The 26,777-nt window shown below is 70.6% G+C and carries 26 protein-coding genes; 15 read left to right on the top strand and 11 right to left on the bottom strand.

Translation table 11 applies throughout. The annotated features are described in order from the left end of the window. Nucleotides 1-17: 17 nt before the first annotated feature. The 9 genes from FFT09_RS02250 to FFT09_RS02210 all read left to right on the top strand — a co-directional run bounded on the left by FFT09_RS02250 (nt 18) and on the right by FFT09_RS02210 (nt 7,550). Nucleotides 18-1,280 (top strand): FAD-dependent oxidoreductase, encoded by a 1,263-nt coding sequence (locus FFT09_RS02250; protein ID WP_244231176.1) that lies wholly within the window; start codon nt 18-20, stop codon nt 1,278-1,280. After that, a complete protein-coding gene (locus tag FFT09_RS02245; RefSeq protein WP_138381669.1) occupies nt 1,280-2,191 on the top strand; it encodes an NAD-dependent epimerase/dehydratase family protein in 912 nt (303 codons plus the stop codon). Before FFT09_RS02250 ends, FFT09_RS02245 begins: the two co-directional genes overlap by 1 nt. Nucleotides 2,192-2,205: 14 nt before the next feature. After that, a complete protein-coding gene (locus FFT09_RS02240; RefSeq protein ID WP_081190032.1) occupies nt 2,206-3,009 on the top strand; it encodes an ABC transporter ATP-binding protein in 804 nt (267 codons plus the stop codon). Then, on the top strand, nt 3,006-3,878 hold the full coding sequence (locus FFT09_RS02235; protein WP_081190033.1) for an ABC transporter permease: 873 nt from the start codon (nt 3,006-3,008) through the stop codon (nt 3,876-3,878). The genes FFT09_RS02240 and FFT09_RS02235 overlap by 4 nt, the downstream gene beginning before the upstream one ends. Nucleotides 3,879-3,892: 14 nt before the next feature. Continuing rightward, on the top strand, nt 3,893-4,888 hold the full coding sequence (locus FFT09_RS02230; protein ID WP_051473147.1) for an ABC transporter substrate-binding protein: 996 nt from the start codon (nt 3,893-3,895) through the stop codon (nt 4,886-4,888). Nucleotides 4,889-5,048: 160 nt separating this feature from the next. Continuing rightward, nucleotides 5,049-5,804 (top strand): EI24 domain-containing protein, encoded by a 756-nt coding sequence (locus FFT09_RS02225; RefSeq protein WP_138381668.1) that lies wholly within the window; start codon nt 5,049-5,051, stop codon nt 5,802-5,804. An 84-nt stretch (nt 5,805-5,888) separates the two neighbouring features. Next, complete coding sequence (locus tag FFT09_RS02220; RefSeq protein ID WP_244231174.1) at nt 5,889-6,626, top strand: hypothetical protein; 738 nt, start codon at nt 5,889-5,891, stop codon at nt 6,624-6,626. Between the two features lie 115 nt (nt 6,627-6,741). Then, entirely contained in the window at nt 6,742-7,152 is a 411-nt protein-coding gene (locus FFT09_RS02215) for a hypothetical protein (protein ID WP_208544337.1), read from the top strand. Continuing rightward, on the top strand, nt 7,149-7,550 hold the full coding sequence (locus FFT09_RS02210; RefSeq protein ID WP_138381667.1) for a MerR family transcriptional regulator: 402 nt from the start codon (nt 7,149-7,151) through the stop codon (nt 7,548-7,550). Before FFT09_RS02215 ends, FFT09_RS02210 begins: the two co-directional genes overlap by 4 nt. A 14-nt stretch (nt 7,551-7,564) precedes the next feature. Here FFT09_RS02210 and FFT09_RS02205 read toward each other — a convergent pair whose 3' ends face one another. The 3 genes from FFT09_RS02205 to FFT09_RS02195 form a co-directional block, all read right to left on the bottom strand. Further along, nucleotides 7,565-8,287: a copper homeostasis protein CutC gene (locus tag FFT09_RS02205; RefSeq protein ID WP_138381666.1), complete on the bottom strand. Its 723-nt coding sequence runs from the start codon at nt 8,285-8,287 to the stop codon at nt 7,565-7,567. Nucleotides 8,288-8,361: 74 nt separating this feature from the next. Beyond that, the gene (locus FFT09_RS02200) at nt 8,362-9,054 is read right to left on the bottom strand and encodes a DUF1990 family protein (RefSeq protein WP_244231172.1); all 693 of its coding nucleotides are present in this window, start codon (nt 9,052-9,054) and stop codon (nt 8,362-8,364) included. A gap of 17 nt (nt 9,055-9,071) precedes the next feature. Continuing rightward, nucleotides 9,072-9,284: a hypothetical protein gene (locus FFT09_RS02195; RefSeq protein WP_138381664.1), complete on the bottom strand. Its 213-nt coding sequence runs from the start codon at nt 9,282-9,284 to the stop codon at nt 9,072-9,074. Nucleotides 9,285-9,378: 94 nt separating this feature from the next. On the opposite strand from FFT09_RS02195, the gene FFT09_RS02190 reads away from it, so the two are divergent. Together FFT09_RS02190 and FFT09_RS02185 are read left to right on the top strand one after the other, a co-directional pair. Further along, nucleotides 9,379-10,092 carry a DUF1990 family protein gene (locus FFT09_RS02190; RefSeq protein WP_138381663.1) on the top strand — a complete coding sequence of 238 codons (714 nt, stop codon included), beginning with the start codon at nt 9,379-9,381 and terminating at the stop codon, nt 10,090-10,092. Between the two features lie 271 nt (nt 10,093-10,363). Beyond that, on the top strand, nt 10,364-12,796 hold the full coding sequence (locus FFT09_RS02185; protein WP_138381662.1) for a polysaccharide lyase 8 family protein: 2,433 nt from the start codon (nt 10,364-10,366) through the stop codon (nt 12,794-12,796). 7 nt (nt 12,797-12,803) lie between these two features. On the opposite strand, the gene FFT09_RS02180 is transcribed toward FFT09_RS02185, so the two are convergent. The 4 genes from FFT09_RS02180 to FFT09_RS02165 form a co-directional block, all read right to left on the bottom strand. Then, complete coding sequence (locus FFT09_RS02180; RefSeq protein WP_138381661.1) at nt 12,804-13,412, bottom strand: DUF305 domain-containing protein; 609 nt, start codon at nt 13,410-13,412, stop codon at nt 12,804-12,806. A gap of 77 nt (nt 13,413-13,489) precedes the next feature. Further along, nucleotides 13,490-14,077: a DUF305 domain-containing protein gene (locus FFT09_RS02175; RefSeq protein WP_341868993.1), complete on the bottom strand. Its 588-nt coding sequence runs from the start codon at nt 14,075-14,077 to the stop codon at nt 13,490-13,492. A gap of 112 nt (nt 14,078-14,189) precedes the next feature. Beyond that, a complete protein-coding gene (locus FFT09_RS02170) occupies nt 14,190-14,612 on the bottom strand; it encodes a DUF6153 family protein (RefSeq protein WP_244231166.1) in 423 nt (140 codons plus the stop codon). 100 nt (nt 14,613-14,712) lie between these two features. Further along, nucleotides 14,713-15,165, bottom strand: a complete 453-nt coding sequence (locus FFT09_RS02165) for a GbsR/MarR family transcriptional regulator (protein WP_138381660.1) — start codon at nt 15,163-15,165, stop codon at nt 14,713-14,715. 79 nt (nt 15,166-15,244) lie between these two features. Between FFT09_RS02165 and FFT09_RS02160 the strand changes: the two genes are divergently transcribed. Genes FFT09_RS02160 through FFT09_RS02150 form a run of 3 tightly spaced genes read left to right on the top strand, consistent with a single transcriptional unit; the run spans nt 15,245 to nt 17,545 of the window. Continuing rightward, nucleotides 15,245-16,108 carry an ABC transporter ATP-binding protein gene (locus tag FFT09_RS02160; RefSeq protein ID WP_081190043.1) on the top strand — a complete coding sequence of 288 codons (864 nt, stop codon included), beginning with the start codon at nt 15,245-15,247 and terminating at the stop codon, nt 16,106-16,108. After that, a complete protein-coding gene (locus FFT09_RS02155) occupies nt 16,105-16,815 on the top strand; it encodes a fluoroquinolone export ABC transporter permease subunit (RefSeq protein WP_081190044.1) in 711 nt (236 codons plus the stop codon). The genes FFT09_RS02160 and FFT09_RS02155 overlap by 4 nt, the downstream gene beginning before the upstream one ends. Nucleotide 16,816: 1 nt before the next feature. Next, nucleotides 16,817-17,545, top strand: coding sequence for an ABC transporter permease (locus FFT09_RS02150; RefSeq protein WP_081190045.1), 729 nt, complete (start codon nt 16,817-16,819; stop codon nt 17,543-17,545). A 104-nt stretch (nt 17,546-17,649) separates the two neighbouring features. Here FFT09_RS02150 and FFT09_RS02145 read toward each other — a convergent pair whose 3' ends face one another. Both FFT09_RS02145 and FFT09_RS02140 read right to left on the bottom strand, forming a co-directional pair. Continuing rightward, the gene (locus FFT09_RS02145; protein ID WP_138381659.1) at nt 17,650-19,242 is read right to left on the bottom strand and encodes an OmpL47-type beta-barrel domain-containing protein; all 1,593 of its coding nucleotides are present in this window, start codon (nt 19,240-19,242) and stop codon (nt 17,650-17,652) included. A 37-nt stretch (nt 19,243-19,279) separates the two neighbouring features. Next, nucleotides 19,280-23,293, bottom strand: coding sequence for a ThuA domain-containing protein (locus tag FFT09_RS02140; protein ID WP_138381658.1), 4,014 nt, complete (start codon nt 23,291-23,293; stop codon nt 19,280-19,282). A 272-nt stretch (nt 23,294-23,565) separates the two neighbouring features. Here FFT09_RS02140 and FFT09_RS02135 point away from each other — a divergent pair, with 272 nt between their 5' ends. Further along, nucleotides 23,566-24,138 (top strand): DUF4232 domain-containing protein, encoded by a 573-nt coding sequence (locus tag FFT09_RS02135; protein WP_138381657.1) that lies wholly within the window; start codon nt 23,566-23,568, stop codon nt 24,136-24,138. A gap of 98 nt (nt 24,139-24,236) precedes the next feature. Here FFT09_RS02135 and FFT09_RS02130 read toward each other — a convergent pair whose 3' ends face one another. Beyond that, a complete protein-coding gene (locus FFT09_RS02130; RefSeq protein ID WP_208544336.1) occupies nt 24,237-25,175 on the bottom strand; it encodes a hypothetical protein in 939 nt (312 codons plus the stop codon). A gap of 34 nt (nt 25,176-25,209) precedes the next feature. Beyond that, the gene (gene lnt, locus FFT09_RS02125) at nt 25,210-26,766 is read right to left on the bottom strand and encodes an apolipoprotein N-acyltransferase (RefSeq protein WP_138381656.1); all 1,557 of its coding nucleotides are present in this window, start codon (nt 26,764-26,766) and stop codon (nt 25,210-25,212) included. Nucleotides 26,767-26,777: the final 11 nt, after the last annotated feature.

The raw sequence follows: 26,777 nt of genomic DNA, 5'->3' as shown, positions 1-26,777 counted from the left end.
GGAAAGGCTTGGTTGCAGTGAGTTCGAACGTCGAGCCGACCGCGGACTTCGATGTCGTGGTGGTCGGAGGCGGTGCGGCGGGGATCGCCGCCGCCGTCGGTGCGGCCCGGTCGGGTGCGTCGGTGTGCGTCGTGGAGCAGTACGGGTTCCTGGGTGGCGCCGCCACCAACAGCTCCGTGCTCACCCACTGCGGCTTCTTCGACCAGACCGGCACGCAGGTTGTCAGGGGAGTCGGGCAGCAGGTACTCGACCGGCTGGCCGAGCGCAGGCTCTACCGCACGCAGACCATCGCCGAGACCGGCAACACCGTCGTGCTGCTCGATCTTGAAACCACGAAAAGCGTCTACGACCAGGTGATCGGCGAGTCGGGGGTGACGCTGCTGCTGCACAGCAAGCTCGTCGGCGCCGCCACCGCCGACGGCCGGATCACCGAGATCGAGATCGTGCACCGGGGTGGCCACCGGCGCATCACCGGCCGCGCGTTCGTCGACTGCAGTGGCGACGGCGCGCTGATCGCGGAGTCCGGTTCGGCGATGCGGCTGTCCGAGGCGGCCGAGCGGCAGGCATGCACGCTGGTCATGCGGGTCGGCGGGGTCGCCGACGACGCGGACCTCTCCCAGGCCGGGATGGCCGCGGCCGTCGGCAAGTACGAGGCCGACACCGGGCATGCCCTGATCCGCGACAGCGGCATCGCGGTGCGCATGCCGGTGGCCCGTGACGTCATGCTGCTGCTCGCCGACCAGCACCGCGACGCCCTGAGTGTCGAGGAACTGACCGAGGCCGAGCTGCGGGCCCGCGAGCTGAGCTGGCACTACCTCGACGCCTTCCGGCGGTTCCTGCCCGGCTGGGAGGAGGCGTATCTCGCGTTCACGGGCCCGCAGATCGGCATCCGCGAGGCGCGCCGGTTGCGGGGGGTCGACGCGGTGCTGGCCGAGGACGTCTCGGCGGGCCGCAAGCGCCCGGACGACGCGGTCGCGCGGTGTGGCTGGCCGATGGAGAACCACGTGGCTCCCGGCGTCACCGAGTACGGCGGTATCCGGGACAAGGGCTGGTACCACATCTCCTACGGCGCGATCCGCTCGTCCTCGACGGACAACCTGTGGGCCGGGGGCAGGCTGGTCAGCTCCGACAACTCCGCCTATGCGTCGCTGCGGGTCATGGGCACCTCCTTCGCCACGGGCCACGCCTGCGGGGTGGCCGCCGCCGTCTACGCCGACGCGGGCGTACACGACTACGCGAGCGTGCGCCGGGAGCTCGAGAACCAGGGTGCGCTGATCTGATGGCGGCGCGGACAGCGGGGGAGCGAGGGTCGCGAGTCGCGATCACCGGGGCTGCGGGCTCGCTGGCCGGTGACATCCTGCCCGGCCTCCGCGCACGAGGGCACCGGATCGTCGGCATCGACCGGCTCGACCGGCCCGCCACGGCGGCCACCGAGGGCGTCGAGTGGTTGCGCTGCGATCTCGGCGAAGCCGACCGGCTGCGCGAGGCGTTCACCGGCTGTGACGCCGTCGTGCATCTGGCGGGCATCCCACTGGAGTCGGACTGGGCGACGATCTCGCGCGTCAACATCGACGGCACCCAGGCGGTGCTGGAGGCGGCGCGGCTCACCGGCGCCGGGCGCGTGGTGCTGGCCAGCTCCATCCACGCGGCCGGGTTCGCCGCGGTGCCCGAGGACGGCACGCCCGTGCCCGACGACGTCCCCGCGCGGCCCAACACCTTCTACGGCGTGAGCAAGGCGGCGCTGGAAGCGCTGGGCAGCCTCTATCACGACCGCTACGGCCTGGACGTCGTCTGCCTGCGGATCGCGTCGCGGTTCGCGCGCCCGCAGGGCGAGCGCATGCTGGCGACGTGGCTCTCGCCCCCGGACGCCGTGCGGCTCGTGGACGCCGCGCTGCGCACCGAGAAGCCCGGATTCCGCATCGTGTGGGGCGTCTCGCGTAACACGCGGGGCTACTTCTCCCGGGCCGGTGGGGACGCGATCGGCTTCCGGCCGGAGGACGACGCCGAGGCGTACGCGGAGGAGTTGCTGGCCCGTGCGGAGCGCGATCCGTCGCGCTCCGCCGCAGACTGGGACCGGCGGTATCTCGGAGGCGTCTTCAGTTCCCCGGAGCCTCCGATGTTTGAATGTTCAAAAGACAAGGGTGCGGCGGCTCCACCGCAGAGCCCGCCATCGCAGCCGCGCCGAGTGTGAACAGGATCCGAGTTATGACACCAGCCTCAACGACCGCGGCTCCGTCGACGGACGCCTTCGTCGTCGACGACGTCTCGAAGATCTTCGTCGGCAAGAACCAGGTCCAGGCACTGGCCAACATCGACCTCCGCTTCCGGGCGGGCTCGTTCACCTGCATCGTCGGCCCGTCGGGATGTGGCAAGTCCACGCTGCTGCGCATCCTCGGCGAACTGGAGACCGCCACGGCCGGGCACGTCCACAACAACCTGCCCGAGTCGAGGGTGCCGAGGTCGGCCTTCGTCTTCCAGGACCACGGCGCGCTGCCCTGGTTCACCGTGCTGCAGAACGTCGCGTTCGGTGAGCACATGGCCTCCGTGGGCAAGAGGGAACGGGAGGAGCACGCCCGGCATTGGATCTCCGAGGTGGGGCTCGCCGGGTTCGAGCAGGCCTACCCGCACCAACTCTCCGGAGGCATGCGGCAGCGCATCGCGATCGCACGCGCGTTCGCCACCGGCTCACCGTCGCTGCTCATGGACGAGCCGCTCGGCGCGCTGGACGCCCAGACCCGCATCCTCATGCAGGAACAGCTCGTCGAACTGTGGGAGGCCGAGCGCAAGACCGTGGTCCTCGTGACCCACTCGATCGAGGAAGCCCTCCTGCTCGGCGACCGGATCGTCGTCATGTCGGCACGTCCGGGCCGGGTCAAGGAGACCATCGAGGTCCCGTTCGGCAGGCCGCGCACCGTCGACATCGAGACCGATCCCGAATTCACCAGGATGAAGCAGGACATCTGGGAGTCGCTCCGGGATGAAGTTCAAGCATCGTTGAGGTTCTCATGACGAAATCCCTGGAACACACCGAGATCGCGCGTGACCAGTCGGCTGTGGACGCCGCGGTCGAGCGCGAGTACCGCAGGCACCGCATGCTGCGGGGCAGGGACCTGCTGCTGGCGATCCTGACGCCCGTGGCGTTGCTGGCGCTGTGGGAGCTGGCGGCGGCGTTCGGAGCCATCGACGCGCGCCTGTTCACCCCGCCCAGCGAGATCGTCGAACGTGGCTGGGACATGATCGCCGGCGGCGAGCTGTGGGTTCACGTGGTCGCCACGGTGGGACGGCTCGCGGCGGGCTTCGTGCTCGGCGCCGTCGCGGGGGTGCTCGTCGGCCTGGTGATGGGCGTCTCCCGTCCGCTGCGTGCGGCGTTCGGCCCGACGTTCACCGCGCTCTACGCGCTGCCGAAGATCGCCATTCTGCCGCTGCTGCTGCTCATCTTCGGTCTCACCGAGACTCCCAAGGTGCTCTCGGTGGCGATCTCGGTGTTCTTCGTGGTGCAGATCAACACGCTCGCCGGGATCGTGCAGATCGACGGCCGCATCCTGGAGGCCGCTCGCGCCTACCAGGCCAGCGGCTGGAAGCTGTTCCGCTACGTGCTGCTGCCCGGCGCGACACCGTCGATCATGACCGGACTCCGCGTCTCCGCGGGAATGGCCGTGATCGTGGTGACCGCCGTGGAGTTCGTGGCGTCCAACAACGGACTCGGCTACCTGATCTGGAACTCGTGGCAGCTGTTCCAGCCGCAGACCATGTTCGTCGGCCTCATCACGGTTTCGATCATCGGCGCCGTGGTGACCGGCCTCATCATCGTGCTCGAACGGGCACTGCTGCCCTGGCAGCACTCCGGCGGACCCCGAAAAAAGGGAAAGGAACAATGAGAAAACTGACGGCTATGGCAGCAGCGTTGCTGCTCGGCGTCGGCGCGACCGCGTGCGGCACGAGCGGTGGCGACACAGCGGGTGAGGGCGACGGCACTGTCAACGTGGGCTACGTGCAGCTGCCCATTTTCGCGCCCCTGTTCGTGGCGCAGGACAAGGGCTACTTCGAGGACGAGGGGCTCACGGTCAACCTGGAGAACGTGAAGTCCGGTCAGGACGCGATCCCGCTCGCGTCCAGCGGGAAGCTCGACGCGGTGCTCGCGGGCTTCTCCGCGGGCATGTTCAGCGCCATCAACACCGGGCTGGACGTGAAGGTCGTCGGGTCGATGGGCGTCGCCGACGGCGACACCGAGAACCCCGCGTCCGCGCTCGTGGTGTCCAAGGAACTGATGGACTCCGGCAAGGTTTCGTCGGTCGCCGACCTCAAGGGCCTCAAGATCGGCGCGCTCGGTGGCGAGAGCGCCACCAGCGCCTTCTACATCGGGATGGCGCTCAAGGAGGCGGGCCTTTCGATGTCGGACGTCGAGTTCGTCCAGCTCTCGAACCCGGACATGCCCGCCGCGCTGGGCAACGGCGGGATCGACGCGGCGTTCGTGTCCGCGCCGTTCTGGGACATGGCCGTCGAGGACGGTGTGGCCGAGAAGCTGTGGACGACGCCTGAGGGCACCTCGGGCACCGGCGTGCTCTACGGTGGTCAGTTCGCCGAGTCTCCGGACGCGCAGAAGTTCTACAACGCCCTCGCGCGGGCCGCGAAGGACCTGCAGGGCGAGCAGCGGTACTCGGAGGAGAACCTCCAGATCATCGCTGAGGCCACCGACCAGAGCGTCGAGGAGGTCAAGTCCGTTCCGCTGTACGCGTGGCTGCCGGATCTGGCACCGCTGCCCGAGCAGCTCGCGGCGATGGAACAGACGTGGATGGAGACCGGCTCGCTGGACTACGACGAGCCGCTGCCGCAGGAGCAGTACCTCGACGGCTCCTTCGCCGAGAACTCGGGCGGCGAGGGGCAGTAGGACCTCGGCGGGCGGGGAGAGCCACGTCCTCCTCGCCCGCCGACCTCACGGGCCTGGGTAGCCTTCGCGGCACCCCGGACCACCCCGGACCACCCGGGTCATGATCGAACTCGGGCGGGCCGGGAAAGGTCCTGGGTGCCGCCGCTGGTAGAAGTAGCGAGTGCGTGACTTCGTGAAGGGCCTGCGGCTGTTCGGCCGGGGCGCGGGAATTCTCCTCCGCTCGCCCCGGCTGCTGGTGATCGGTGCGCTGCCGGTGGTGGTGACGGCGACACTGCTGGTCGCCGGGATGGTGGCGCTGGCGTTCGGGATCGACGAACTGGCGGCGTGGGCCACTCCGTTCGCGGACGACTGGGCCGAGGGCTGGCGCACGGCGGTGCGCGTCGCGGCCGGCGTGGCCCTGTTCGGGGCGGCGCTGGCTGTGGGACTGCTCGGGTTCTCGGCGCTGACGCTGGCCGTCGGCGGACCGTTCTACGAACACATCGCCGAGAAGGTGGAGGACGACCTCGGCGGGGCCGGCAGCGCGGTGGAAATGCCGTGGTGGCGGTTGCTGTGGTGGGGGCTGCGCGACGGCATCCTGCTGATGCTGCGGTCGCTGATGTTCACCCTGCCGCTGGTCGTGGCGGGATTCGTGCCGGTGCTCGGGCAGAGCGCCGTGCCCGTGCTCATGGCCCTGGTGACCGCCTGGTTCCTCGCGCTCGAACTGGTCGCCGTGTCCTTCTACCGTCGCGGCATGGATCTGCGGCAGCGGCGGTTGGCGTTCGGCGGTCGGCGTGGCCTCGCACTCGGCCTGGGGTTGCCCGCCGCTCTGCTGTGCGCGGTGCCGTTCGCGGCCATCGTGGTACTTCCGGTGGCGTTCGTCGGCGGGGTGCTCGTGGCCAGGGAAGTCCTCGGCAGCACCGCGACGGCGGTGGCCTAGCCGTCCAGGACGGCACTTCGACTCTGGGCGCGCCCGCCGCCCGCTCGCGACGCTGGAGACTCCGGAGAACACGGATGTCGGTGCGTGGGTGGCGACGAGATGGACGTGGAGCTGATTCCCGGTTCCGGCGCCCGGAGTGGCGCCGTGCTGTGGATGTTCGGGGCGTTTGTGGTGACCGCTGTGGTGACGCGGGTGATCGTGCGCCTGATCCGGGCCGGTCGCGGGCCGTTCCGGAACACCACCGTGGGCACGGTGCATGTCCACCACCACGTCTACGGCATCTTCCTGATGCTGGCGGCGGGCGTGGGCGAGTTCGTGTACCGGCCGGACGCGCCGTGGCTGGCCGTGCTGGCGGTCGCGTTCGGCGCGGGAGCCGCGCTGACGCTGGACGAGTTCGCCCTGTGGCTGCACCTGGACGACGTCTACTGGTCGCGGCAGGGCCGCAAGTCGGTGGACGCCGTCCTGGTCGCCGGGGTGATCGGCGTGCTGCTGGTGCTGGGCGCCCGTCCGTTCGACGAGACCGCCGAGGAGGGGCACGTCGCGTTCGCGGCGACCGTGTCGGCACAGCTGGTACTGGCGGTGGTCGCCATCGCCAAGGGCAAGATCGCGTCTGGTCTGATCGGACTCGTGGTGCCGTTCGTGGCGGTGATCGCGGCGATTCGCCTGGCGAAGCCGGGATCACCGTGGGCGCGGTCGCGTTACCCCGCGCAGTCGCGGCGGCTCGCCCGGTCGCACGCCCGTTTCCCCGGTGAGCGACACGGCCGGTGGGAGCGGGTGAAGGACGTGCTGGCGGGCGCCCCGTCCCACGATCCACACGGGTGAGTGCCGTGCCGTGCCGGTTCGCGTGATGTGATGTAGGTCTCGTTGCGGGCTGTACCCGGGTACGGCTCTACCGTCGTGGTGCAGCTGTCGGAACGCGCAACGTCAAGGGGGTCTCATGACGACGAGGGGTACCGAGTCGGCGGCCGAGCAGGTCGGGACGGACGGAGAAACGCTGACCGGGTGGGTTCCCGCAGAGACGTGTACGTTGCCGTCCGGCGACCGGCCGATGCGGCTGGCCGAGTTCGAGGGGCTGTTCGCCGCGTCGCTGTACGGGCTGAGCCGGGAGGAGCCCGGGCTGCTGCGGCTTCGCCTCCACGGTGGCGCGGACGTGGCCAGCCGCGCGCGGGAGCTGACCGCGCGGGAGGCCGAGTGCTGCGGGTTCTTCGACTTCACCGTGACCCGGCGGGGACAGCGGGTGACGGTCGACGTCCGGGTTCCTCCGGACAAGCGCGGAGTGCTCGACGGCGTGGCCGCGCAGGCCGCAGCCGTGCTGGCGGCGCGGAGGCCGGAGGGAGCGGGCCGATGAGGTCGGGGGAGCTGGCGTCGGCGGCCGGGGTGAACGTGCAGACACTGCGCTACTACGAGCGGCGCGGGCTGCTGCCGGAGCCGCGCCGTTCACCGGGCGGGCATCGCGACTACGACTCCGCCGCCGTGAGGCTGCTGGGCCTGGTCAGGGCGGCGCAGCGGCTCGGGTTCACCCTCGACGAGATCGCCGCCCTGCTCGGTGCGCACTCTCGGCGGCAGCCGAGTTCGGGTCTGCGGGGCCGTGCGCGGGAGAAACTGCGGGAGATCGACGGCCGGATGGCGGAGCTGGCGACGGTCCGGGACGCACTGGCACGGGTGGTCGACGCGGAGTGCGACAGCCTGACCCACTGCGCCGAGGCGGACTGCCCGCTCTCGGCGGGCGAACTCGCCGGTCCCTGACGGTTCCGGCGACGCTAGACGCCGGCGTTTCGCACCGCTGCGACGAGGGCGCGGGCCTCGTCGATGTCGAACTCGGCGTGGGCGCCGAAATCGACGGGCCGGGCCCGCCCTGCCGCCACCGTGCGGCGCGGGGCGGCGTGGACCGCGGCGACACCCGTCGCCGCCACCACCGGCAGCACCGTGTGCGCCCGGACGCCCCCGCAGGCCATGACCTCGACCGCGCCTTCCGCCGCGCGCACCAGCGCCGCGAGTGCGGCCGATCCCGCCTCGGCGTGCGGCGCCCGGCCGGAGCTGAGCACCCGGTCCACGCGCAGCTCGACCAGCCGTTCCAGCACCAGCTCCGGGTGCTCGCACACGTCGATCGCCCGGTGAAAGGTCACCTGCCGCCCCGCCGCGGCGGACACCAGCTCCCGCAGTACCGCCCCGTCGAGCGCGCCGTGCTCCGTCAGGGCGCCGACGACCACCCCGGCCGCGCCCGCCGCCACCGCGTGCCTGACCTCGGCCAGCATGACCTCGACCTCGTCGGGCCGGTAGTGGAAGTCGCCTTCCCTCGGGCGCACGAGGACGTGGACGGCGGCGTCGCGGACCGAGTCGAGTGCCGCGTCGAGCAGGCCAGGTCCGGGTGTCAGGCCGCCGAGAGCACCGGCCGAGCACAGCTCGATCCGGTCGGCGCCCAGGCGGTCCGCGGCTCGCGCACCGGCGAGACTGTCCACGCTGAACTCGACCGCGACGCTCACGGCCGGGACGGTAACACGCGACGAACGGTGCTGAACTGGGGCCACGACCCGGTGACCTGAGCGCACGGGCCCCGTCAGCCGGGAGACACCCGGTGCAGCGCCAGCGCGTCCCACCGGTGGGCCACGGCGTCGGAGGGCGCGAGCACCAGGCGGCCCGAGACCGCCGGGGCGAAGCGTTGTCCGGCGAGGACGAGGTGGCGCAGGCGCTGCCCGCATCGCCGGTAGAAGCGCAGCTGGGTGCGGCGCCCGAACAGCCGCCAGCCCAATGCCGTGACCGGGCCCAGCGTCGGTGCGGCCTGGGAGTAGCTGGTGGCCACGAACTCCACGCGACCCGACGCCGCGTGTTTGACGACCTCGTAGGTGACCTTGCCGCGCTCCAGGTGGCCCTCCAGTGTCTCGTACGACCAGCCCCAGACGCGATCGCCACCACGACGCACCTCGTCCACCACCTCGGTGATCCGGACCCCGCAGTAGAAGTGCAACCCGTGGAACCGGGCCTGCAACAGCAGGTCACGGCCCAGCAGCGGGGCCCCGGGATCGTAGAGGGCGCGCACGATCTCCGGCGGGGAGAACTCGTAGTCCCGCACCAGCGCGCACGCCCGGTCCCAGGTTCCGCCGGGCTCCGGGGGGCCCGGCGGTTCGGCGGGCAGCCCGCCGCGGTGGACGTCGAGGTTCCAGGCGGGGCGGCGGACCTCGGCGAGCGAGTAGTTGACGCGCGCGTCCGCGAGCTCACGCCACGCTCGCTCGGTGTCGAGCCGTCCGAACATCCACCAACCCAACCTGGCTACTCCCATTCCCGCAGGGAGTCACCGATCAACCACATCATCGGCGGCCACAACCCCACGAACAGCGCTCGGCGTTCCGCGTTGCCCCGTTGCCGCTGGTCGACCGTCTTCGCGCGCACCCACAGGCTCACGCAGAGCACGATCGTGGCCAGCGAGGCGACATACATCTGCGTGCTGCGCACGTGAGCCCGGTGCAGTAGCCGGATCACCATGGGACTCCTCCTCCGCTCGTGTCACCGCCACAAGGCGGGGTACTGCTTTCACGTCAGTACCCGTTTTCGCCGGGTTTCCGGCCTGGAGGGCGTGATGACACGAGCTCGCCGGGTGGCGGCCGTGCTCGTACGGTGGCTGCTGGGTACCGGGCTGGTCACGTGGCGCTACCTGTGGGAGACCACACCCCTGTATCGTCGCGAGTGCCGGGGTCACGCGGCGGATTGCCCGCCGCCGTTGCCGCCCGGCGTTCTCGACCAGCGGGTACAGCGGGCCGAGGACGGCTACGGTCCGCTGTTCCACCGGCAGTTCCAGGTGGGCATCGCCGCGGCGGAACTCGACGCCGGACGGCTGCTCGACCGCGTGGTCGGCGATTTCCGGCACTTCGTGCCCACCGAGGTCGTCAACATTCGCACCGGCTCGCTCGGCGCACAGGGGCTCGACGTGGGCGACGAACTGGTGGTGGAGATGCCAGGTCCGTGGAACGGTCCCGTGCGTGTCGTGCAGCGTGACGCGACCTCGTTGCGCCTGGCCACCCTGCGCGGGCACCTCGAGGCGGGGCAGGTGCGCTTCGGCGCCCGCGAGGACGACGGCCTGCTGGTTTTCGAGATCGAACTCTGGGCGCGGCCGGCCAGCAGGCTGGTCCACGTGCTGTACTCGCGGTTGCGGCTGGCCAAGGAGGTCCAGCTCAACATGTGGGTGCGCTTCTGCCTGGCCGCCGTCGCGACCGCACGGGGGAGCCTGGTGGACGGCGTCCACATCACGACCCGCTGGCTCGGCGACCCGGACACCGCACTCTCCGCACGCTGAGGACCTCCGCGACGCCCGAGGGTGGGCAGGATGACGCATTGACACAGCAGTCCGCGTCCAGCAGCCTCAGAGCCCCTAACACATTGGTCTGTTCGGCTCGCGACGCCCAGACGACGCCTCGCCGCGTTGGAGGATCGCCCACGTACTTCCAGTACGCGGACGCCCCCCCGCCTTGCGACGCACCGCCTGACCGCCGCTCCCTGATCGAACGCCAACGTGTCAGGGGCTCTTAGCAAGATCGCTGCAAGGCGACGTCGCTCTAGGAGGTCACGTGGCCGCCCCACTGTCCCGCCGTTCGCTGCTGCTTGCCGGTGCCGGTGGGCTGACTCTCGCTTTCCTGCCGGGCGTGGCGGGCGCGACGCCGTCGGCCCTCGCCGGGCCCACGACCTCGGGCGAGCCGTTCGCCGCACTCGTCCGTCGCTGGCGCGAGCGGATCACCGGCGACGCCGCGAGCACCCCGGAGACCGTGGCGGATCCGCAGGTTCGGGCGGCGCTGGAGCGGCTGGACGGCGCGGCCGAGCAGCTGCTGGCCGATCTGGTGCGCGACCCGGGTCGCGATCGCCTGTGGCCGGACCTGCCGCTGTTTCCGCTGTCGAACAACAACCACGGCCTGACCTACGAGCGAGTCTACGAACTGGCGCGGGCGTGGGCCTGCGGTGGGAGGCTGCACCACGACCCTCGGCTGCTGGCGGCGATCCGCGACGGGCTCGCATTGCTGCACCAGGTCGCCTATCACCCCGGCATCACCCCGTCGGGGAACTGGTGGTGGTGGGAGATCGGCAATCCCCGCGCGGTGCTGGACACCTGCGTCCTTGTCGCCGACGAGCTGCCACGGTCCGAGCTGGCCGACTACACGGCCGCCGTCGGCCACTTCAGCCCTGACCCGAACTACCGGGGCCGGGGCACCGGCACGCCGGAGACCGGCGCCAACCGCGTCGACAAGGCGATGATCACGTTCCTCCGTGGACTGTTGCAGGAGGACTCGGAGGTCGTGGCGCTCGGCCGGGACGCCCTGTCCGACACCGAGGGCGGCGGAGCGCACAGCGTGTTCCGGTACGTGACCAGCGGCGACGGTTTCTATCGCGACGGGTCGTTCATCCAGCACGGTAACCTGCCCTACGTCGGCACCTACGGCGTCGTCGCGCTGTCCGGGATCGGCGATCTGCTCTATCTGGGGCATTCCTCGCCGTGGGCGGTCACCGATCCAGCGGTGACGAACCTCTTCGACACCGTGGACGCCTCCTTCGTGCCGTTCATCCGGGACGGGCACATGTTCGACACCGTGCGCGGGCGGGCGGTGTCCCGGCAGCGCGAACCCGACGCCTACTGGGGGCAGCGCACGATGGGTGCGCTGCTGCTGCTGTCCGGCCTCGCGGGACCCGCCTACGGCCCGCGGTTCCGTGGTCTCACCAAGGGGTGGCTGGAACGCAACCCGCCGGCACCGTTCGAGCCGTCGATCGATCTGGACACCCTGCACCGCGCGGCGGCACTGGTCGCCGATGACACCAGCGCCGTCCCCCAGCCGGTGGGACACCAGGTGTTCCCGAACCAGGACCGGATGGTGCACCACCGTCCGGAGTGGAGCTTCACGGTGTCGCTGTCCTCCGAACGCATCGCGCGGTTCGAGGCCGGCAACGAGGAGAACGCCCGCGGCTGGTATCTCGGCGACGGGATGACCTACCTGTACCTCGCCGACGATCCCGGCCACTACGCCGCCGACTACTGGCCGACCGTGAACTCCTACCGGCACGCCGGGATCACCCGGCGAGTGCGCGAACGGGAGGAGATGTGGGAGGGCTGGACCGGCACACCGCCGGGCCGCAACGCGTGGGTCGGCGGATGTGCCGTCGCGGGACGATACGGCGCGACCGGGATGGACTTCACCGACGAGGACGGGACGCTGTCGGCACGCAAGTCGTGGTTCAGCCTGGACGACGAAGTGGTGGCGCTGGGCGCGGGAATCGTTTCCGACGACGACCTGCCGGTGGAGACGGTGATCGACAACCGTGCCTACGCTCCGGGCCGCGCCCGGCGGGTCATGACGCCGCGCGGACGGTGGCGAGGTGACGGGGAGCAGCGGCTCGACTCGCCGGACTGGCTGCACGTCGAGGGCGTCGGCGGGTACGTGTTCCCGCGCGGCGGGACCGTACACGTGCTGGACGAACAGCGCCGGGGCGCCTGGTCCGACATCAACACCGGAGCCGACAACGCCGGTGACGACGAGATCAGGACCCGCCGCTACACCACGCTCTGGTTCGGCCACGACCTCTCGGGTGGCCACGGCGACTACGCCTACGTGGTGGTGCCCGGCGCGTCCGTCGGCCGGACCCGGCGCCGGGCGGCCGAACGGGATGTGACGGTCCTCGCCAACAACGCGAACGTGCAGGCGATCAGCCAGCGTTCGACGGGACTCGTGCTGGCCAACTTCTTCGCCGCGTCGCACACCGCGCTCGTTGAGGCGGACGCACCGTGCTCGGTGGGCGCCGCCGCGACCGGCGACGAACTCGTCGTCGCCGTCGCGGACCCCAGCCGGCGCGACGGCCCTCCGGTGCGGGTCACGTTCGGCGCGCTGTCCGGCCTGCGCCCGCTGCGGCTGCCGGACACGATCACCGTCGTGTCGGCGAACCCCCTCACACTCGACTGCGCGACCACGGGCACGGACGGGGCCGTACACGAGGCGCGCTTCACCCGGCGAGAGCGCTGAGGGGCCACTACTCGTTCAGCAGTGCCGTCATCTCGGTGATCTCCGCGCGTTGCCGGTCGGCGATGTCCCGCGCGTACATCGACGCGAGGCTGTCGCGGCCGTCGCGCAACTGTGCCTCGGCCAACTCCACGGCGGTGCCGTGGTGGGCGATCATGGACTCCAGCCACAGCCGGTCGAACTCCGCCGTGGAGGCGTTGCGCAGTTGCTGGAACGTCTCCTCGGTCATGAGGTGCGAGTGCTCGTGCTCGCCGTTCCCGCCGCCCGGCGTGACCTCCTCGCCCCACATCCGGAGCAGGGCCAGTAGCTGGGTCAGCTCGGGTTCCTGCGCCGCCTTCATCCGCTGCGCCAGCTCCCGCACGGCGGGGTCGCCGTCCCGTTCGAGGGCGAGATCGGCCACGGCGACGGCCTGCTCGTGGTGCGGGACCATCTCCTGGGCGAACTCGACGTCGCTGGGGTTGTGATCGTCTCCGCCGGGGTTCTCGCCGGCCGCGCTGGTGCCGGCGGGGGAACTGGGGGCGGTGGTGCCGCCGGACGTGCTGGTGCCGGTTCCCTCACCGCAGGCGGCGGTGAGGGTGAGGCCGAGCAGGATCGGGAGGATGAGCCGGTGTCCGCGCACGGGAAACCTTTCGGGTGTGAGGGTGGGTGGGTGCGGGTGGACCCGCGGCCAGGTGTGGACGGCCGCGGGCCGCGACCTCAGTTCTCCAGCAGGGATCGCATCTCGGTGATCTCGGCCTGCTGCGCCTCGATGATGTCCTGGGCGAGGGCCCTCAGCTCGGGATCGCTGCCTTTGACCAGCACGGCCTCGGACATGCGGATCGCACCCTGGTGGTGTTCGATCATCAACTCCAGGAAGAGCTCGTCGAACTCGGCGCCGTCGGCCTCGTCGAGCGCGGCCATGTCGTCGGCGCCCATGCCGGGCATCTCGCCGTGGCCCATGTCGCCGTGCTCGTTGCCCGGCATGCCACCGGGGCCGTCGCCCGGCTCGACGTCACGGGCCTCGAGCCAGGCGTCGAGCTGGTCGATCTCGGGGCCCTGCGCCTGTTCGATCCGCTCGGCCAGGTCCAGTACCTCGGTGTTGCCGGTTCGCTGCTCGGCGAGCGCGGCCATGTCGATGGCGCCCTCGTGGTGGGGGATCATCTGCCGGGCGAACATGACGTCCGCCCGGTTGAGGCTCTCCTGCTGCGCCGAGGCGGTGGTGTTCGGTGCCGACGGTGTGTCACCGGTGCGGCCGGTGCCGCCGTCGGCGCACCCGGCGGCCATCACCGCCGCCGCTGCCGTCACCAGGGCAGTCTGAACGAAGGACTTGTTCACGGTGGTCGTTCCTCTGTGCTCGATCGAGGGCTGGGGACGTCACGGACGCCGCGCGAGCGGTCGCTTGCGCGGCGTGGTGCCATCACAGCCGCAGCACGCAGAGGTCGTAGGCGAAACCACGCGGTGGGCGCGGCGGTGCCGACGGCGGTGGTCGGCCTCGCACCCCGCCGGTGTCAGCGGCCACGAGGCGCGCGGCCGTTTGCCACCGAGACCGCGACAGCGTGATCGAGACGAGCAGGACGGCCGATCCGGCGAGCACGGCGAGGCAGAGGTGGAAGAGCATCGACGCGGTGTCGTGCGCCGGCGACGGGGCCTGCTCGTGCCGGTCGGCCGAATCCTGCGGTGACAGGACCTGGGCAGCCGCCGCGCTCTGCGGCGCCACGTGCGTGGGTGCCGGGTCACCGGAGTGCTGCCCGGCGATGTGATGCATGGTCACCAGCCCGAGCGCCACCGCGCACACGAGCAGCCAGCGCATCGCGCTGTTGCGGTGTGCGCGTTCCGTCACCGTGTTCTCCATCGCCTGGGTCACTCGTCGCCAGTGCCCACAGACTACAAGGCGGGTCTCGCGCCGCTGTCGCGATCCGGCCGCTCGCGCGGGGGAGGCGTCAGCGCGCCCGTTCGGCTCGCCAGCGTTCGATCACCGCGGGCAGTTCGGCCATCAGGTAGGCGTAGAAGTCGCGCATCTCGACGAGACGCCTGCCCGCGACACTGTTCTCGCCCGTGGCGGCGATGCCCGCGTCCGCCGCTTGCTGCATGGCTCGCACGACCTCGTTCTGACTCGACATCAGGGTGGACCACGCTCCGTCGCGGAAGCGGTAGTGCTCGCGGCGGCTGCCCGGTGCGGGCACGCGCTCGATCAACCCGACACCCGTCAGGCTTCGGATCGCGGTGGAGACCGTACCCGGGCTGATCATGAGTCGCTCGGCGATCTCCCCGGCGGTCAGGGTCTCCTGCTCCGCGAACAGCAACGCGCTGAGCACTCGTGCCGTCATTCGCTGCATCCCGCCCTTGGCCAGGGTCAGGGCCAGCTGTTCCGCTGCGTCGGTGGCGTTCGCCATCGGACTCCTCTCCAACCGTGCCCACATCCTAACAGTATCGAATGTTTGCAAAATTGCGAAAACTCGCTACTGTTTCGGCATGACAGTGATCCAGGTCGACGACCTGACTTTCCGGTACCCCGGCAGTGCCGAGCCCGCGGTGCGGGGCATGGACTTCGCCGTGGGCGAGGGCGAGATCTTCGGCTTCCTCGGGCCCAGCGGTGCGGGCAAGTCGACCACGCAGAAAATCCTCATCGGCCTGCTCACCGGCCACGGGGGAGTGGCGGCCGTGTGGGGCGCCAGTCCCGAAACCTGGGGGCAGGACTACTACCGCCGCGTCGGCGTGTCCTTCGAACTGCCCAACCACTACCGCAAGCTCACGGCTCTGGAGAACCTGGAGTTCTTCGCGTCGCTGCACGGCGGGCGCACCCGCGACCCGATGGAGCTGCTGGACGCCGTCGGCTTGGCCGACCAGGCACACACCCGTGTCGCGGCCTTCTCGAAGGGGATGCAGATGCGGCTGGTGTTCGTCCGCGCTCTCCTGCACGACCCGGACCTGCTCTTCCTCGACGAGCCCACGTCCGGTCTCGACCCGGTCAACGCGCGCGTGGTGCGGGAGCTGGTGCTGCGCGAGCGCGACCGGGGCAAGACCGTCTTTCTGACCACACACGACATGGCCACCGCCGACCAGCTCTGCGACCGGGTCGCGTTCGTCGTCGACGGCCGGATCGCCGCGCTGGGCGCGCCCCGGGAACTCAAGATCGCTCGCAGTCGACGCGAGGTCCGGGTCGAGTACCGCGACGACGCGGACGCGGTCGTGCCCGCCGACTTCCCGATCGACGGCCTCGCCGAGAACCGGGACTTCCTCCGGCTGCTGCGCCACGAGCGCGTGGAGACCCTGCACAGCCGGGAGGCCAGCCTCGACGACGTGTTCGTCGAGGCCACCGGGCGGAGCCTGCGATGAGCCGCCTCGGCGCGGTGCTGCGCCTCGAACTCGTCCTGCAACGCCGCTACCGGTTCCTGCACGCCGCCGTGCTCTCCGGCGCGCTGTGGCTGGCGTTGCTGCTGCCGATGCCGCCGGACCTGCGCTCGGCGGCCGAGCCGTACGTGATCATCGGGGACCTGACGATCGTCGGGTTCTTCTTCGTGGCCGGAGCCGTGTTCTTCGAGAAGGACGAACGCACGCTGGACGCCGTGGTGGCCTCACCCGCGCGGTTCGGCGAGTATCTGGCCGCCAAGGTGCTCGTGCTGACCACGGTGTCCGTGGTGATCGCGGTCTTCGTGGCCACCGCGACCCACGGCGTCGGCTATCACGTGCCGTCGCTGCTGGCCGGAGCCGCGCTGGGCACGGTGCTGATGCTGCTGCTCGGATTCGTCAGCGCGCTGCCGTTCACCTCGGTCAGCGACTGGTTCATGCCGGCGGTGCTGCCGATCGCCGTGTTCAACCTGCCGATTCTCGCCTACGCCGGGGTGTGGGAGACGCCCCTGCTCTACGCGGTGCCGACCTACGGCCCGCTGCTGTTCCTCGGTGCGGCGTTCGACCAGGTGACGCTTGTGCCGTGGCAGGTCGGGTACGGGCTGGCCTACCCGGTGCTGTGGGCCGCTTCGCTGTGGTGGCTCGCCCGCCGCTGGTTCGACCGCTTCCTGATCGCGAAGACCGGAGACGCCTGACATGAGCACTTTCACCGCACTCGGCCGCAACGACCTGCGCAGCGTGCGCCGCGACACCCTGCTCGCCGGGATGTTCCTGGCGCCGCTGGTCTGGATCGCGATGGTGCGATTCGGCACGCCCGCCGCGACGGACGTGCTCCGCGACCGCTACGACTTCGACCTCACGCCCTACTACCCGCTGATCCTGGTCGGGTTCCTCCTGTTGACCAGCGCGATCGTGGTCGGTGGTGTGATGGCCCTGCTCGTGCTCGACGAGCGGGATGCCGGAACGCTGACCGCCATCCGGGTCAGCCCGGTGTCGATGAGCCGGTATCTGGGATACCGGTCGGCCACCACCGTGGTGGCCACCCTGATCTGCGTGGTGGGCACTCTCGGGGCCAGTGGACTGCTGCCGGCCCGGCGGCTACCGCTGCTCGTGCCGATCGGGCTGCTGACCGGACTCTCGGCTCTGGTGGTGACGCTGCTGATCCTGGCGCTGGCGAGCAACAAGGTCGAGGGCCTGGCCGTCATCCGCGGCCTCGGCATCGTGATCGCGGGGCTGCCGCTGATCCCCGCGTTCCTCGACTCACCCTGGCGGTTGGCGTTCGGTGTGCTGCCCACGTTCTGGCCCACCGAGGCGTTCCTCGCGGCGACCGCCGACGCGACGTGGTGGCCGTACCTGGCGGGCGGCGTGGTCTATCACGCGCTCGTCGTTCGCTGGCTGCACCGCCGCGTTGCCCGGCGGACGTGAGGCGGGTGCCGCGAAGGCCACCGTCACCGCACGAGACGCGGCGAAGGCCACCCTCACTGCGGGACACGCAGCGAGGGTGGCCTTCTGGGCACCAACCCCGAACGTTACCGGGCGGCGTGCTCGGCGGCCTTCACCAGCCGCCGCTTCTCCGGTTGCGAGATGACGTCCTCGGCAGCCAGCCGGTCGGCCACCTCGGTCACCGTGGCGAGCGTGTTGCCGTGCCCGCGCTTCGAGTGCCCGGCGAGCACATCGTTGATCGTGCAGCCGTTGCCGGTGTCGACGTTGGCCACGGTGCTGTCGTGGCCCGCGACGACCGCCGTGTCACGGATGTCCGACTCGACGCAGGCGTCACCCTCGGCCGCCACGACGGTGAAGGTCACCGTGCCGTCCTCCGACCGGTTCCCGGCGTGGTCGATGGCGTGGAAGAGCACCGTGTGCTCGCCAGGCCCGTTGACCTCGATCGGCTCCCCGTACGGCGTGTACGACCCGCCGTCGAGGGAGTAGCGGAAGAACCGCACGCCCGAATCCGTGTCGTTGGCCGACAACGACACCGTGGCCTGGTCCACATAGTCCCACTGGGCGTTCTGCGGACCCGTCACCTGGGCCGTGACCTCCGGCGGCGTGGTGTCCTCCGTTTCGCCTTCGACGACGGTGAAGGTGGTCGATCCGGCGTCGGAGGTGTTTCCGGCGTTGTCGGTGGCGCGGTATTCGACGGTGTGGTCGCCGGGTTGGTCGACGGTGAGGGGGTCGGTGTAGGGCTGGTAGCCCTCGCCGTCGAGGTTGTACTCGACGGTGTCGATCCCCGAGCCGCTGTCGGTGGCCGCGATCTCCACCGACGCGGACGCCACGTAGTCACCGTCCTCGTTCTGATCGCCGGTGACCTCGGCCGTGACCTCCGGCGGCGTGGTGTCGTTCGGATCGCCTTCGACGACGGTGAAGGTGGTCGATCCGGCGTCGGAGGTGTTTCCGGCGTTGTCGGTGGCGCGGTATTCGACGGTGTGGTCGCCGGGTTGGTCGACGGTGAGGGGGTCGGTGTAGGGCTGGTAGCCCTCGCCGTCGAGGTTGTACTCGACGGTGTCGATCCCCGAGCCGCTGTCGGTGGCCGTGATCCCCACCGTGGCGGCACCGACGTAGGACCCGTCCTCGTTCTGGTCGCCGGTGACCTCGGCCGTGACCTCCGGCGGGGTGGTGTCGTCGTCGCCACCACCGCCCTCGGTGACCACGAGTTCTCCCCGCATCTCACCGTGCCCGGGGATCGTGCACAGGTAGAGGTAGGTGCCGGGAGTGAGGTTCACCTCGATCTCGTGACGGCCCCCGTTCGCGTCGAACGGGCTGGCGAGGAGGTTGACGTCGACGTCGCTGTTGTACTCCGACGACCCCGTCTCGAACGTCAGCGTGTGAGACATGCCGGTGGTGTTTCCGGTGGCCTGGCTGTTCTCGAACACGATCGTCGCCGGGCCCGCCTCCGCCGTGGCCGGAGCCGAGGCGTACTCCGTCATGCTGTCGTCGGCCGTCCACTCCAGCACCTGCTGCTGGGCGGCGGTCGACGACGAGGCCGCCGGATCTGCGGTGCCGGGTGCCGCACCGGCTGGCACGAGCCACAGTGCCGCCAGCGAGGTGACCACGCCGGTCACCGTCGCCGCGCGCACGGCCCCGGTCCGGCGGGCTCGCAGGCCCGCCACAAACTGCCGGATCATCGCACACTCCACTTCTCGGGTCGCGGGTTCGCCGGGCTCACAGCTGCCGCACCCGGATGTTGCGGAACTCGACCAGGTCGTTGTCCCCGTGGTTCTGCAGTCCGATGTAGCCGTCGACGAACTGGCGCAGGTCGGTGGGCGGGTCGCCGTCACGCGACGACTGGGTGCCCGGCGAGTTGTCGAACTCGTTGATGACCTTGCCGTTGCGGGTGATCGTGTAGTGCTGGTCCACCACCCGGATCTCGTAGTCGTTCCACTGCTCCTTCGGCGTCACTCCGGCCCGGCCGTAGTACACCGAGTCGAAGTTGTAGACCGACCCCGTCTTTTGCGGTTCACCGGTCTCGCCGTCGTAGATCTGAATCTCGTGTCCACAGTAGATCCCGACCCACGCCTGGGAGTTCCGAGCCGAACCCTTCGTGCCGCAACTGGTCGCCGGACGCTGCTCCAGCGGAGTCCTCGGGTCGGGGAACCGGACGAACACACCAGTGTTGGCGCGGTGTCCCTCCGGAGCGATGTCCCGGAACTGCAACTTCAGGGAGAAGTCGCCGTAGGCCTGCTTGGAGTACCACAGCATGCCCATGCCACCCGAGGAACGCAGCGAGCCGTCGGGTCGCAACGAGAAGGCACCGGCGTCTGCCTGCTCCCAGCCGTCGAGCGACTGCGGGGTCCCGTTGAAGATCGACTCGTAGCCGTTGTCGCCCTCGCCGCCGATGTCGGACTGGCGGGCCGCCTTGACGAGCGTCTGGCGCTCGCTCTTGTCGAGGACGCCGTCCTTGCGCAGGTCGCGGGTGACCTCCTTGACGTGGGACACGAAGGCGCTCTTCTCGGCCCAGCTGCTCTCGTCGTCGATCAGGTCGTCGACCGTGCAGCCGCCCGCGGCCTCGTGGTTGCGCACGTTCGTGTCGGTGTCACGGAAGTGAACCGTGCGGTTGGAGTCCGGCACGGCGCACTCGACCGCCACCTCCTGCTCCACGGTCGCGGTCTCCCCGTCGGCGTAGGTCACCGTCAGGGTCGCCGTGTAGTTGCCGACCGCGTCGTAGGTGTGCGTCGGGTTCGCCGCCGAGGAGGTGGTGCCGTCGCCGAAGTCCCACGCGTAGGACACGCCGCCGGAACGCTCACCGGTGAAGCCGACGGTCAGTGGCTTGTTCTGCACCGCGTCCGCCCGCATGTTCGGTGCGGGGGTGGCGGGGCCGCCGTCGTAGGTCACCCGGATCAGCTTCTGGTTGTCGTCCAGGCTGAAGAACCCACCCGCGTAGTCGAGCAGGTAGAGCGCGCCGTCGGGACCGAACTCGGCGTCCATCCAGCTCTGCAGCTCGGTGTCGTCGCCACCCGGCGGGACGATGTGGCGCAGGTCCTCGCCGAACGCCGGCGCACCCGCCTCGTCGACGGTGCCGGGGTCGACCGTCACCGCGACGCGGTTGTTGGCGTTGGACTGGTCACCGAGGAACCACTTGCCGTTCCAGTACTCCGGCCACGCGACTCCGCTGCCGGTGTCCACCTGGGAACGGTGGTAGGTCGGGCCGTCCATCACGGCCTGTCCGCCACCCTTGAGGTAGGGCTGGGTGAACGTCTCGTCGCCGAGCTCGTAGGTGGGCAGGCCGCTGCCGTCCTCCCGCTCGGGATACACCGGTCCACCGCCCTGGGGCGAGTACCAGATCATGTTGTCCTTGACCGGAGGCAGGTCCTCCAGCCCGGTGTTGCGCGGCGAGGTGTTCTTCGGGTTGTCGCAGTCGTACCAGCCCGTCAGCTCGCTGGCGTCGGTGTTGCTGCGGTCGCGGTACGGCTGGCCGTTGCCCATGCAGTAGGGCCAGCCGTGGTTGCCCGCCTCGGTGATGACGGTGGCGGTCTCGTACTTCGCCGGTCCGAGGTCCGGGCTGGGCTCCCCGGCGTCGGGGCCGACCCACGCCGTGGTGATCCAGTCGTTGACGGGGTCGTAGTGCAACCGCGCCGGGTTGCGGACGCCCATCACGTAGATCTCGGGCTGCGTCTTGTCGCCCGAGTATTCGTCCGCTGGGAAGAGGTTGCCCTCCGGCACGGTGTAGCTGCCGTCGTCCTCAGGGTGAATGCGGAGGATCTTGCCGTTGAGGTCGTTGGTGTTACCGGACGTGCGGCGCGCGTCCTGGAAGGACACACCCTCGTAGTCCTCGGTCCAGTTGTTGCCCGAGTAGCCCTCCGAGCCCTGCGAGGAGTTGCTGTCCCCGGTGGCGATGTAGAGGTTGCCCTCGTCGTCGAAGTCCATCCCACCACCGGCGTGGCAGCACGAGTGGATCTGGGTGTCCCACGCCAGCAGGTCGACCCGGCTGGCCTCGTCCACCGAGGACGAGCCGTGGTCGTAGGTGAACCGCGAGACCGTGCGCTCGCCGATCCGCTTCTCGGTGTCGATCGACTCGTAAGGCATCCAGTACACGTAGAACCAGCCGTTGTCCGAGAAGTCGGGGTCGAGCTCCATTCCGAGCAACCCCTCCTCGGTCTTGACCAGCTCGCCGCCGCTGCCGCGGTTGCCGAAGACCTCCAGCGAGGCCAGCAGCGACGCCTGGCCGGTCTCCGGGTCCCACTGGTGGATCGTGCCGCAGCCCAGTCCGACGTCCTCGGACTCCCAGTCCGGCACCGGACCGGTCGCACACGCCGCCTTGCCCACGTAGAACACCGTGCCGTCGTCGGCGGTGGTCAATCCGTGGGGCTCACCCATCTGATTGAGCCTGCCGGGCAGGTTCTCCTCGGTCAGCCGCTCGACGGTGTAGTTGTCGCCGATGGTGGCCTGGCAGTCGCCGCGCACGATGCCGGTGGTCCATTCCAGGGCGCCCAGCAGGTGGCCCCGGAAGTTCCGCTCGTCGTAGCTCTCGGCCGTGCCGCCCATTCCGGTGTAGAAGGCCCGGCCGCCGTCGTAGTCGTGGCACCACGAGATCGGGTGGAAGGGACCGTTGCCCGTGTTGCCCGGGTCGTAGGTGTGTTCCTGCACCTGGGCGACCGTGTGTACCTCGCCGACGGGGTTGTTCTCCCAGTTCGGCCAGGCGTCGGTGCGGGACCAGGTCAGCGGAAGCCCCTTGTTGGCCGGGTGCTGGCGGTCGACCACACTGACGGTGGCCTCCTGCGGCTGGGGCTTCTCGGGCGGGGTCTCCTCGCCCGAATACAACTCGAACTCGGCCAGCTGCATGGCGTCCTCGCCGTCGTTGGCCGTGATGTCGAGCCGGTAGTGCGCATAGCTGGTGTCGTTGTCGAACCGGTACTGCTTGGCCTGGAACCGGTCCGGGAAGTCCTCGCCGGTGCGCTGGTCCAGATCGGTCCAGCTTTCGCCGTCGTTCGAGCCCTGCAGTGTCCAGTCCTTCGGATCACGGCCGGGGAAGTCGTTGGCCGAGACCAGCGCGTAGTGCGAGACGGCTGTGGGCTCGGCGAGTTCGGCGGCGAGCTGACCCGTGCTGTCGAAGGTCAGCCACTTCGTGTTGTTCTTGCCGTCCACGGCGTGCGACGCGGTCTCGTTGGGCGGGTTCTCGCCGCTGGCGGTCACGTTCGCGATCTCGAGCGGGGTGGGCCGGGACCCGGCGGGACGGGCGCCGAGCAGTCCGGTGAACCAGTCGGACTGGGGCTGCGCCCTGGCGGCGTCCCGGACGCCCAGGAAACCGCCGCCGTCCTGCACGTAGCGCCGCAGCGCCGCTTCCTGACCCCCGTTGAGGTCGGCTCCGTCGGCGGAGAGGAAGACGACACCGCGATAGGCGTCGAGCTTGTCGTCGCTGAAGACGGCGGGATCGGACGAGGTCTCGACCGCGAACTCGCCGGTCTGTGCCCCGAGTTGTTCGATCGCGGCGGCCGCGTCGGCGACCGGATCGTCCTGTTCCGTGGCCTCGCCGTGGTAGACGAGGACACTCACCGCCTCCGCCGCGGCTCGATCGCCGGGCGGTGCGGCCGCTTGTTGCGGCTGCGCCGGTTGACTCGCGGCGGCGGCCGTCGACAGGCCGAGTGCCAGCGTTGCGCTGGTCGCCAGGACCGTCGCGCGCCGCACGACTCCCGGCCGTGCTCGTCCGCTCAGTGAGCGCCGTGGACGTGGTCGTTGCATGCCCGCTCCTACTCCGTTCGGCGAATGGCCCTCGCCTTGGCTTGGCGTGGCTGGGTACGACGTAAAGTTCCGGTAGGACGTTAATTACTTCGGGCCGTCACGTAAATATCTAAGACGCGAAGAGTCGCACTTATGCTGGTTTCCGGCAGAAGTGATCGTCCGAATGGAGTAATGGGGGCCGCCAGGGTGGCGAGTGGACGGAGAACGGACTCGAGGTATCGGCGCGGTGTGCCGTCGGCCGAGTGCCCCCCTCCGCGGGGCACAATGGCCGCATGAGAACCGGGGGATGGGTCCTGTTCGCTCTGCCCGCATTGCTCGTGCTGGGAGCATGCACCGGTGGCCCGGTAGGTCCCGAGCCAGCCCCGCCGCGGACACCTGAGGCGACCGTCGATTCGACCTGCCCGGACAGCGGTGTGCGCGTCACGGCGGGGCTCGACGAGGCCGCCTCCGGGGTGCGGGTGCAGGCTCTGCGCCTCACGAACTGCGGAGACGAACCCTATCGGCTCGACGGGTATCCGGTACTGCGGGTGCTCGACGCCGAGGGTGAACCGCTGGACCTTCGGGTGCTTCACGGTTCGGGAGACATCGCGACCATCGACGGTTTCGACGATCCGCCCCGGCCCCTGACCTTGCGGTCCGGGGAATCCGCCGACACCCACCTGTTGTGGCGCAACACGCGCACCGGAACCGGCGCGCCGCAAGTCGGCGAGCGCCTGTCGGTCGCCCCCGCCGAGGGCGAACCGTGGCAACCGGTGCGGTTCGACGGCGACCGGGGCGCGCACCTCGACCTCGGCACCACCGGGGAACTCGGAGTGCGCGCCTGGCACCGGCCTCAGAGCCCCTAACACATTGGTCTGTTCTGCTCGAACGCCGACGTGTCAGGGGCTCTAAGCTAGGCTGAACTCCGGCTCGCGGCGGCGCGACCGTCACCCGAACCGACGCATCACACCCAGGGCGCCAGCGGATACCAGGGCAGGATGTCGCGCATCGCGAGCAGCCGAACGTTCCAGTACAGCACCAGAAAGACTCCGGCGGCCAGCATTCCGGCAGCGGTCAGGGACGCGAGCCTGCCCTGCCGCGCGGCCAGCCACCGGCCCACCCGGGGCCCCGCGAACAGGCTCACGAGCACGAGCAGTACCGCCATGAGCACGACGTTGCCGAGGGACTGCAACACGAACGCGCCCGCGCCGTAGAGCGGGTCGCCCGCTTCGGCGGCGTCGCGGAACAGCTGGCGGAACAGCGGAAACGGCCTGCCGATGAGAAACGCACCCACCAGCGCGCCGAGAAACAGCAGGCGCCCGTTGGGCCGCCGCGCGAACGGGTCTCGCACGACGCCCACGGCGGCCAGCCCCAGATAGACCAGTACCAGTCCGATGACGCCGAACACCACGGACGCCTGCACCAGTCGCCCGCTCAGCTCGCCCGGCACGGACGGCGCGTCGTCGAACTGCGGCATCCCGGTACCCACGAACCCGACGACGGCGCCGTAGACCGCGGACACGACGACCATGCCAAGGCCCAGCCACAACAGCGGACGCAGCAGCAGCCGCGCCCGCTGCCACCGGCCACCCGAGCCGCCGACCAGCGGCGCCATCGTGCTGAACACCGCGATGTTGCACGCGGTGAACGTGCCCGCGATCCCGGAGACCAGCGCGAAGGCTATCCCGGCACCGATCCCGCCGAGCGCCATCTCCTCGGCGTCCTGGCCCAGCATCGTGTCGGCCACCGTGCCGCCGATCACGCTGTCCACAAAGGATGCCGACCACACCACGGTGAGGAGAAACCCGGCCAGCGACGAGAAGAGCACCAGGCGCCAGCGGCGACGCGGATACTCCGTCGCGAGGTCGGCAGCGGGTGAGGGCTGCTCATCGAGCCGGCTCATCGGATCCTCCTGCGCACTCGGTACCCTCGCGAGGCTAGGGCGCGGGACCACGCGGAGTGTTCTCCGAACGTGCCGGTCCCCGTCGCCACCCGCGGTTCGCGCGAACAGCGCACGGCAGGAGAAGGCTCCGGGGCGGTCGGGCGAGTGCCACGACACCGGCCACCGCGACCACGGCGGCGAGTACCGGAACCGTGTCACCCCAGCGGACGTAGGGCGGCAGGCCCGTGTGGCGGGGGACGGTGACGACGAACGCGCCCCGCTCGCCGGGGCCGTGCCACGCCAGCGGCCTGCCCAGCGCGTCGAACGCGGCGGAGGTGCCACTGGAGTTGACCAGTACGGCGGCACGGCCCGACTCGGCGGCCCGCACCGCTTCGGCGGCGGCCTGCTGCCGTTGGGCCCAGCTGCCGTGAAACGTCGTCAGGGAACCCTGCACCACGGTCACGTCCGCGCCCCGCGCGGCGAGCGCGCGCCGCAGATCCGGGAACGTGGACTCGTAGGAGATCAGCGGACCCAGCCGGACTCCGTCGACGGCCAGCAGCGTCAGCCCGGCACCGGACGCCCGGTCCACCTCGGGCGCGTCGGTGTGGCCCAGCAGCGGGCCCAGCAACGGGCGCAGCGGGACGTACTCGCCGAACGGGGCCAGCCGTTGCTTGCGGTAGGTCCCGGCGAGGCCGTCCGGCCGGTAGTGGTGGGTGGCCTTCGTGATCCGGCCGTCCTGCCCACGGGCGTCGACGTTGACCAGCAGGTGACCACCGGCCCACCCGGCCGCGCGGCGCAACTCGGCCGCCAGCCTCGGATGCCGGGCCGGGTCGAGTGGCACACTGCTCTGCCCCCACACCACCACGTCGGCACCGCTGCCCGCCAGTTGCCGGGTGAGACGCAGGTGCTCGGCGACACTGTCGGACACGATGCCGGGCTGCACCCCGGCGATGTGGACCACGCCGGCCGACGGTGGCTCCGGACGCGACGCCCCGTAGCCCAGCGACGCGACGGCCACCAGAAGCGCGCCGCCGACACCCAGCACCCGGGGACCCGGGCGCGCGCCCGAGGACACGGCGCAGGCGAGACCGACGTTGACCGCCACGAGCACCCCGCTGAGCAGCCAGACCCCACCGAGCGAGGCGACGCCGAGCGCGGGCCGCACCTGCCACTGGCTCAGTCCCAGCAGCGCCCACGTGCCTCCGAGGTGGTGCCACGAGCGCACCACCTCGAGCACGACCCACACGCACGGCAGCCACACCAGCGCGAGTGCGGCTCTCGGCGTGGTCAGCGGAGCCCGCAGCACCGCATGGGCGGCGATACCGAACGGCAGCCAGAACAAGCCGGCCACCGCCAGCGCGGGCACCGTGAACACGCCCAGGTGCGGCACCAGCCAGTGGTGCGCCACCAGGGTGAATCCGACCGCCGCCGCCCAGCCCCGCCATGCGGCGTCGCGGGCCGATTCGGCACGCGCGAGCAGCAGCAGCATCGGCACGAGCCCACACCACGCCAGCCAGCCCAACCCGGCGCCGGGCAGTGCCAGTGCCACGAGCGCGCCCGCGAGCAGGGCCGCGGCTCGCCCCGCCCAGCGATGCCCTCGCGTGCGGCGCACACCACCACGCT

The sequence above is a fragment of the Saccharomonospora piscinae genome (assembly GCF_005862235.1).
Lineage (GTDB): Bacteria > Actinomycetota > Actinomycetes > Mycobacteriales > Pseudonocardiaceae > Saccharomonospora > Saccharomonospora piscinae.
The sequence above is the reverse complement of the archived record's forward strand: the minus strand, read 5'-3'. Positions and strand labels throughout refer to the sequence as shown.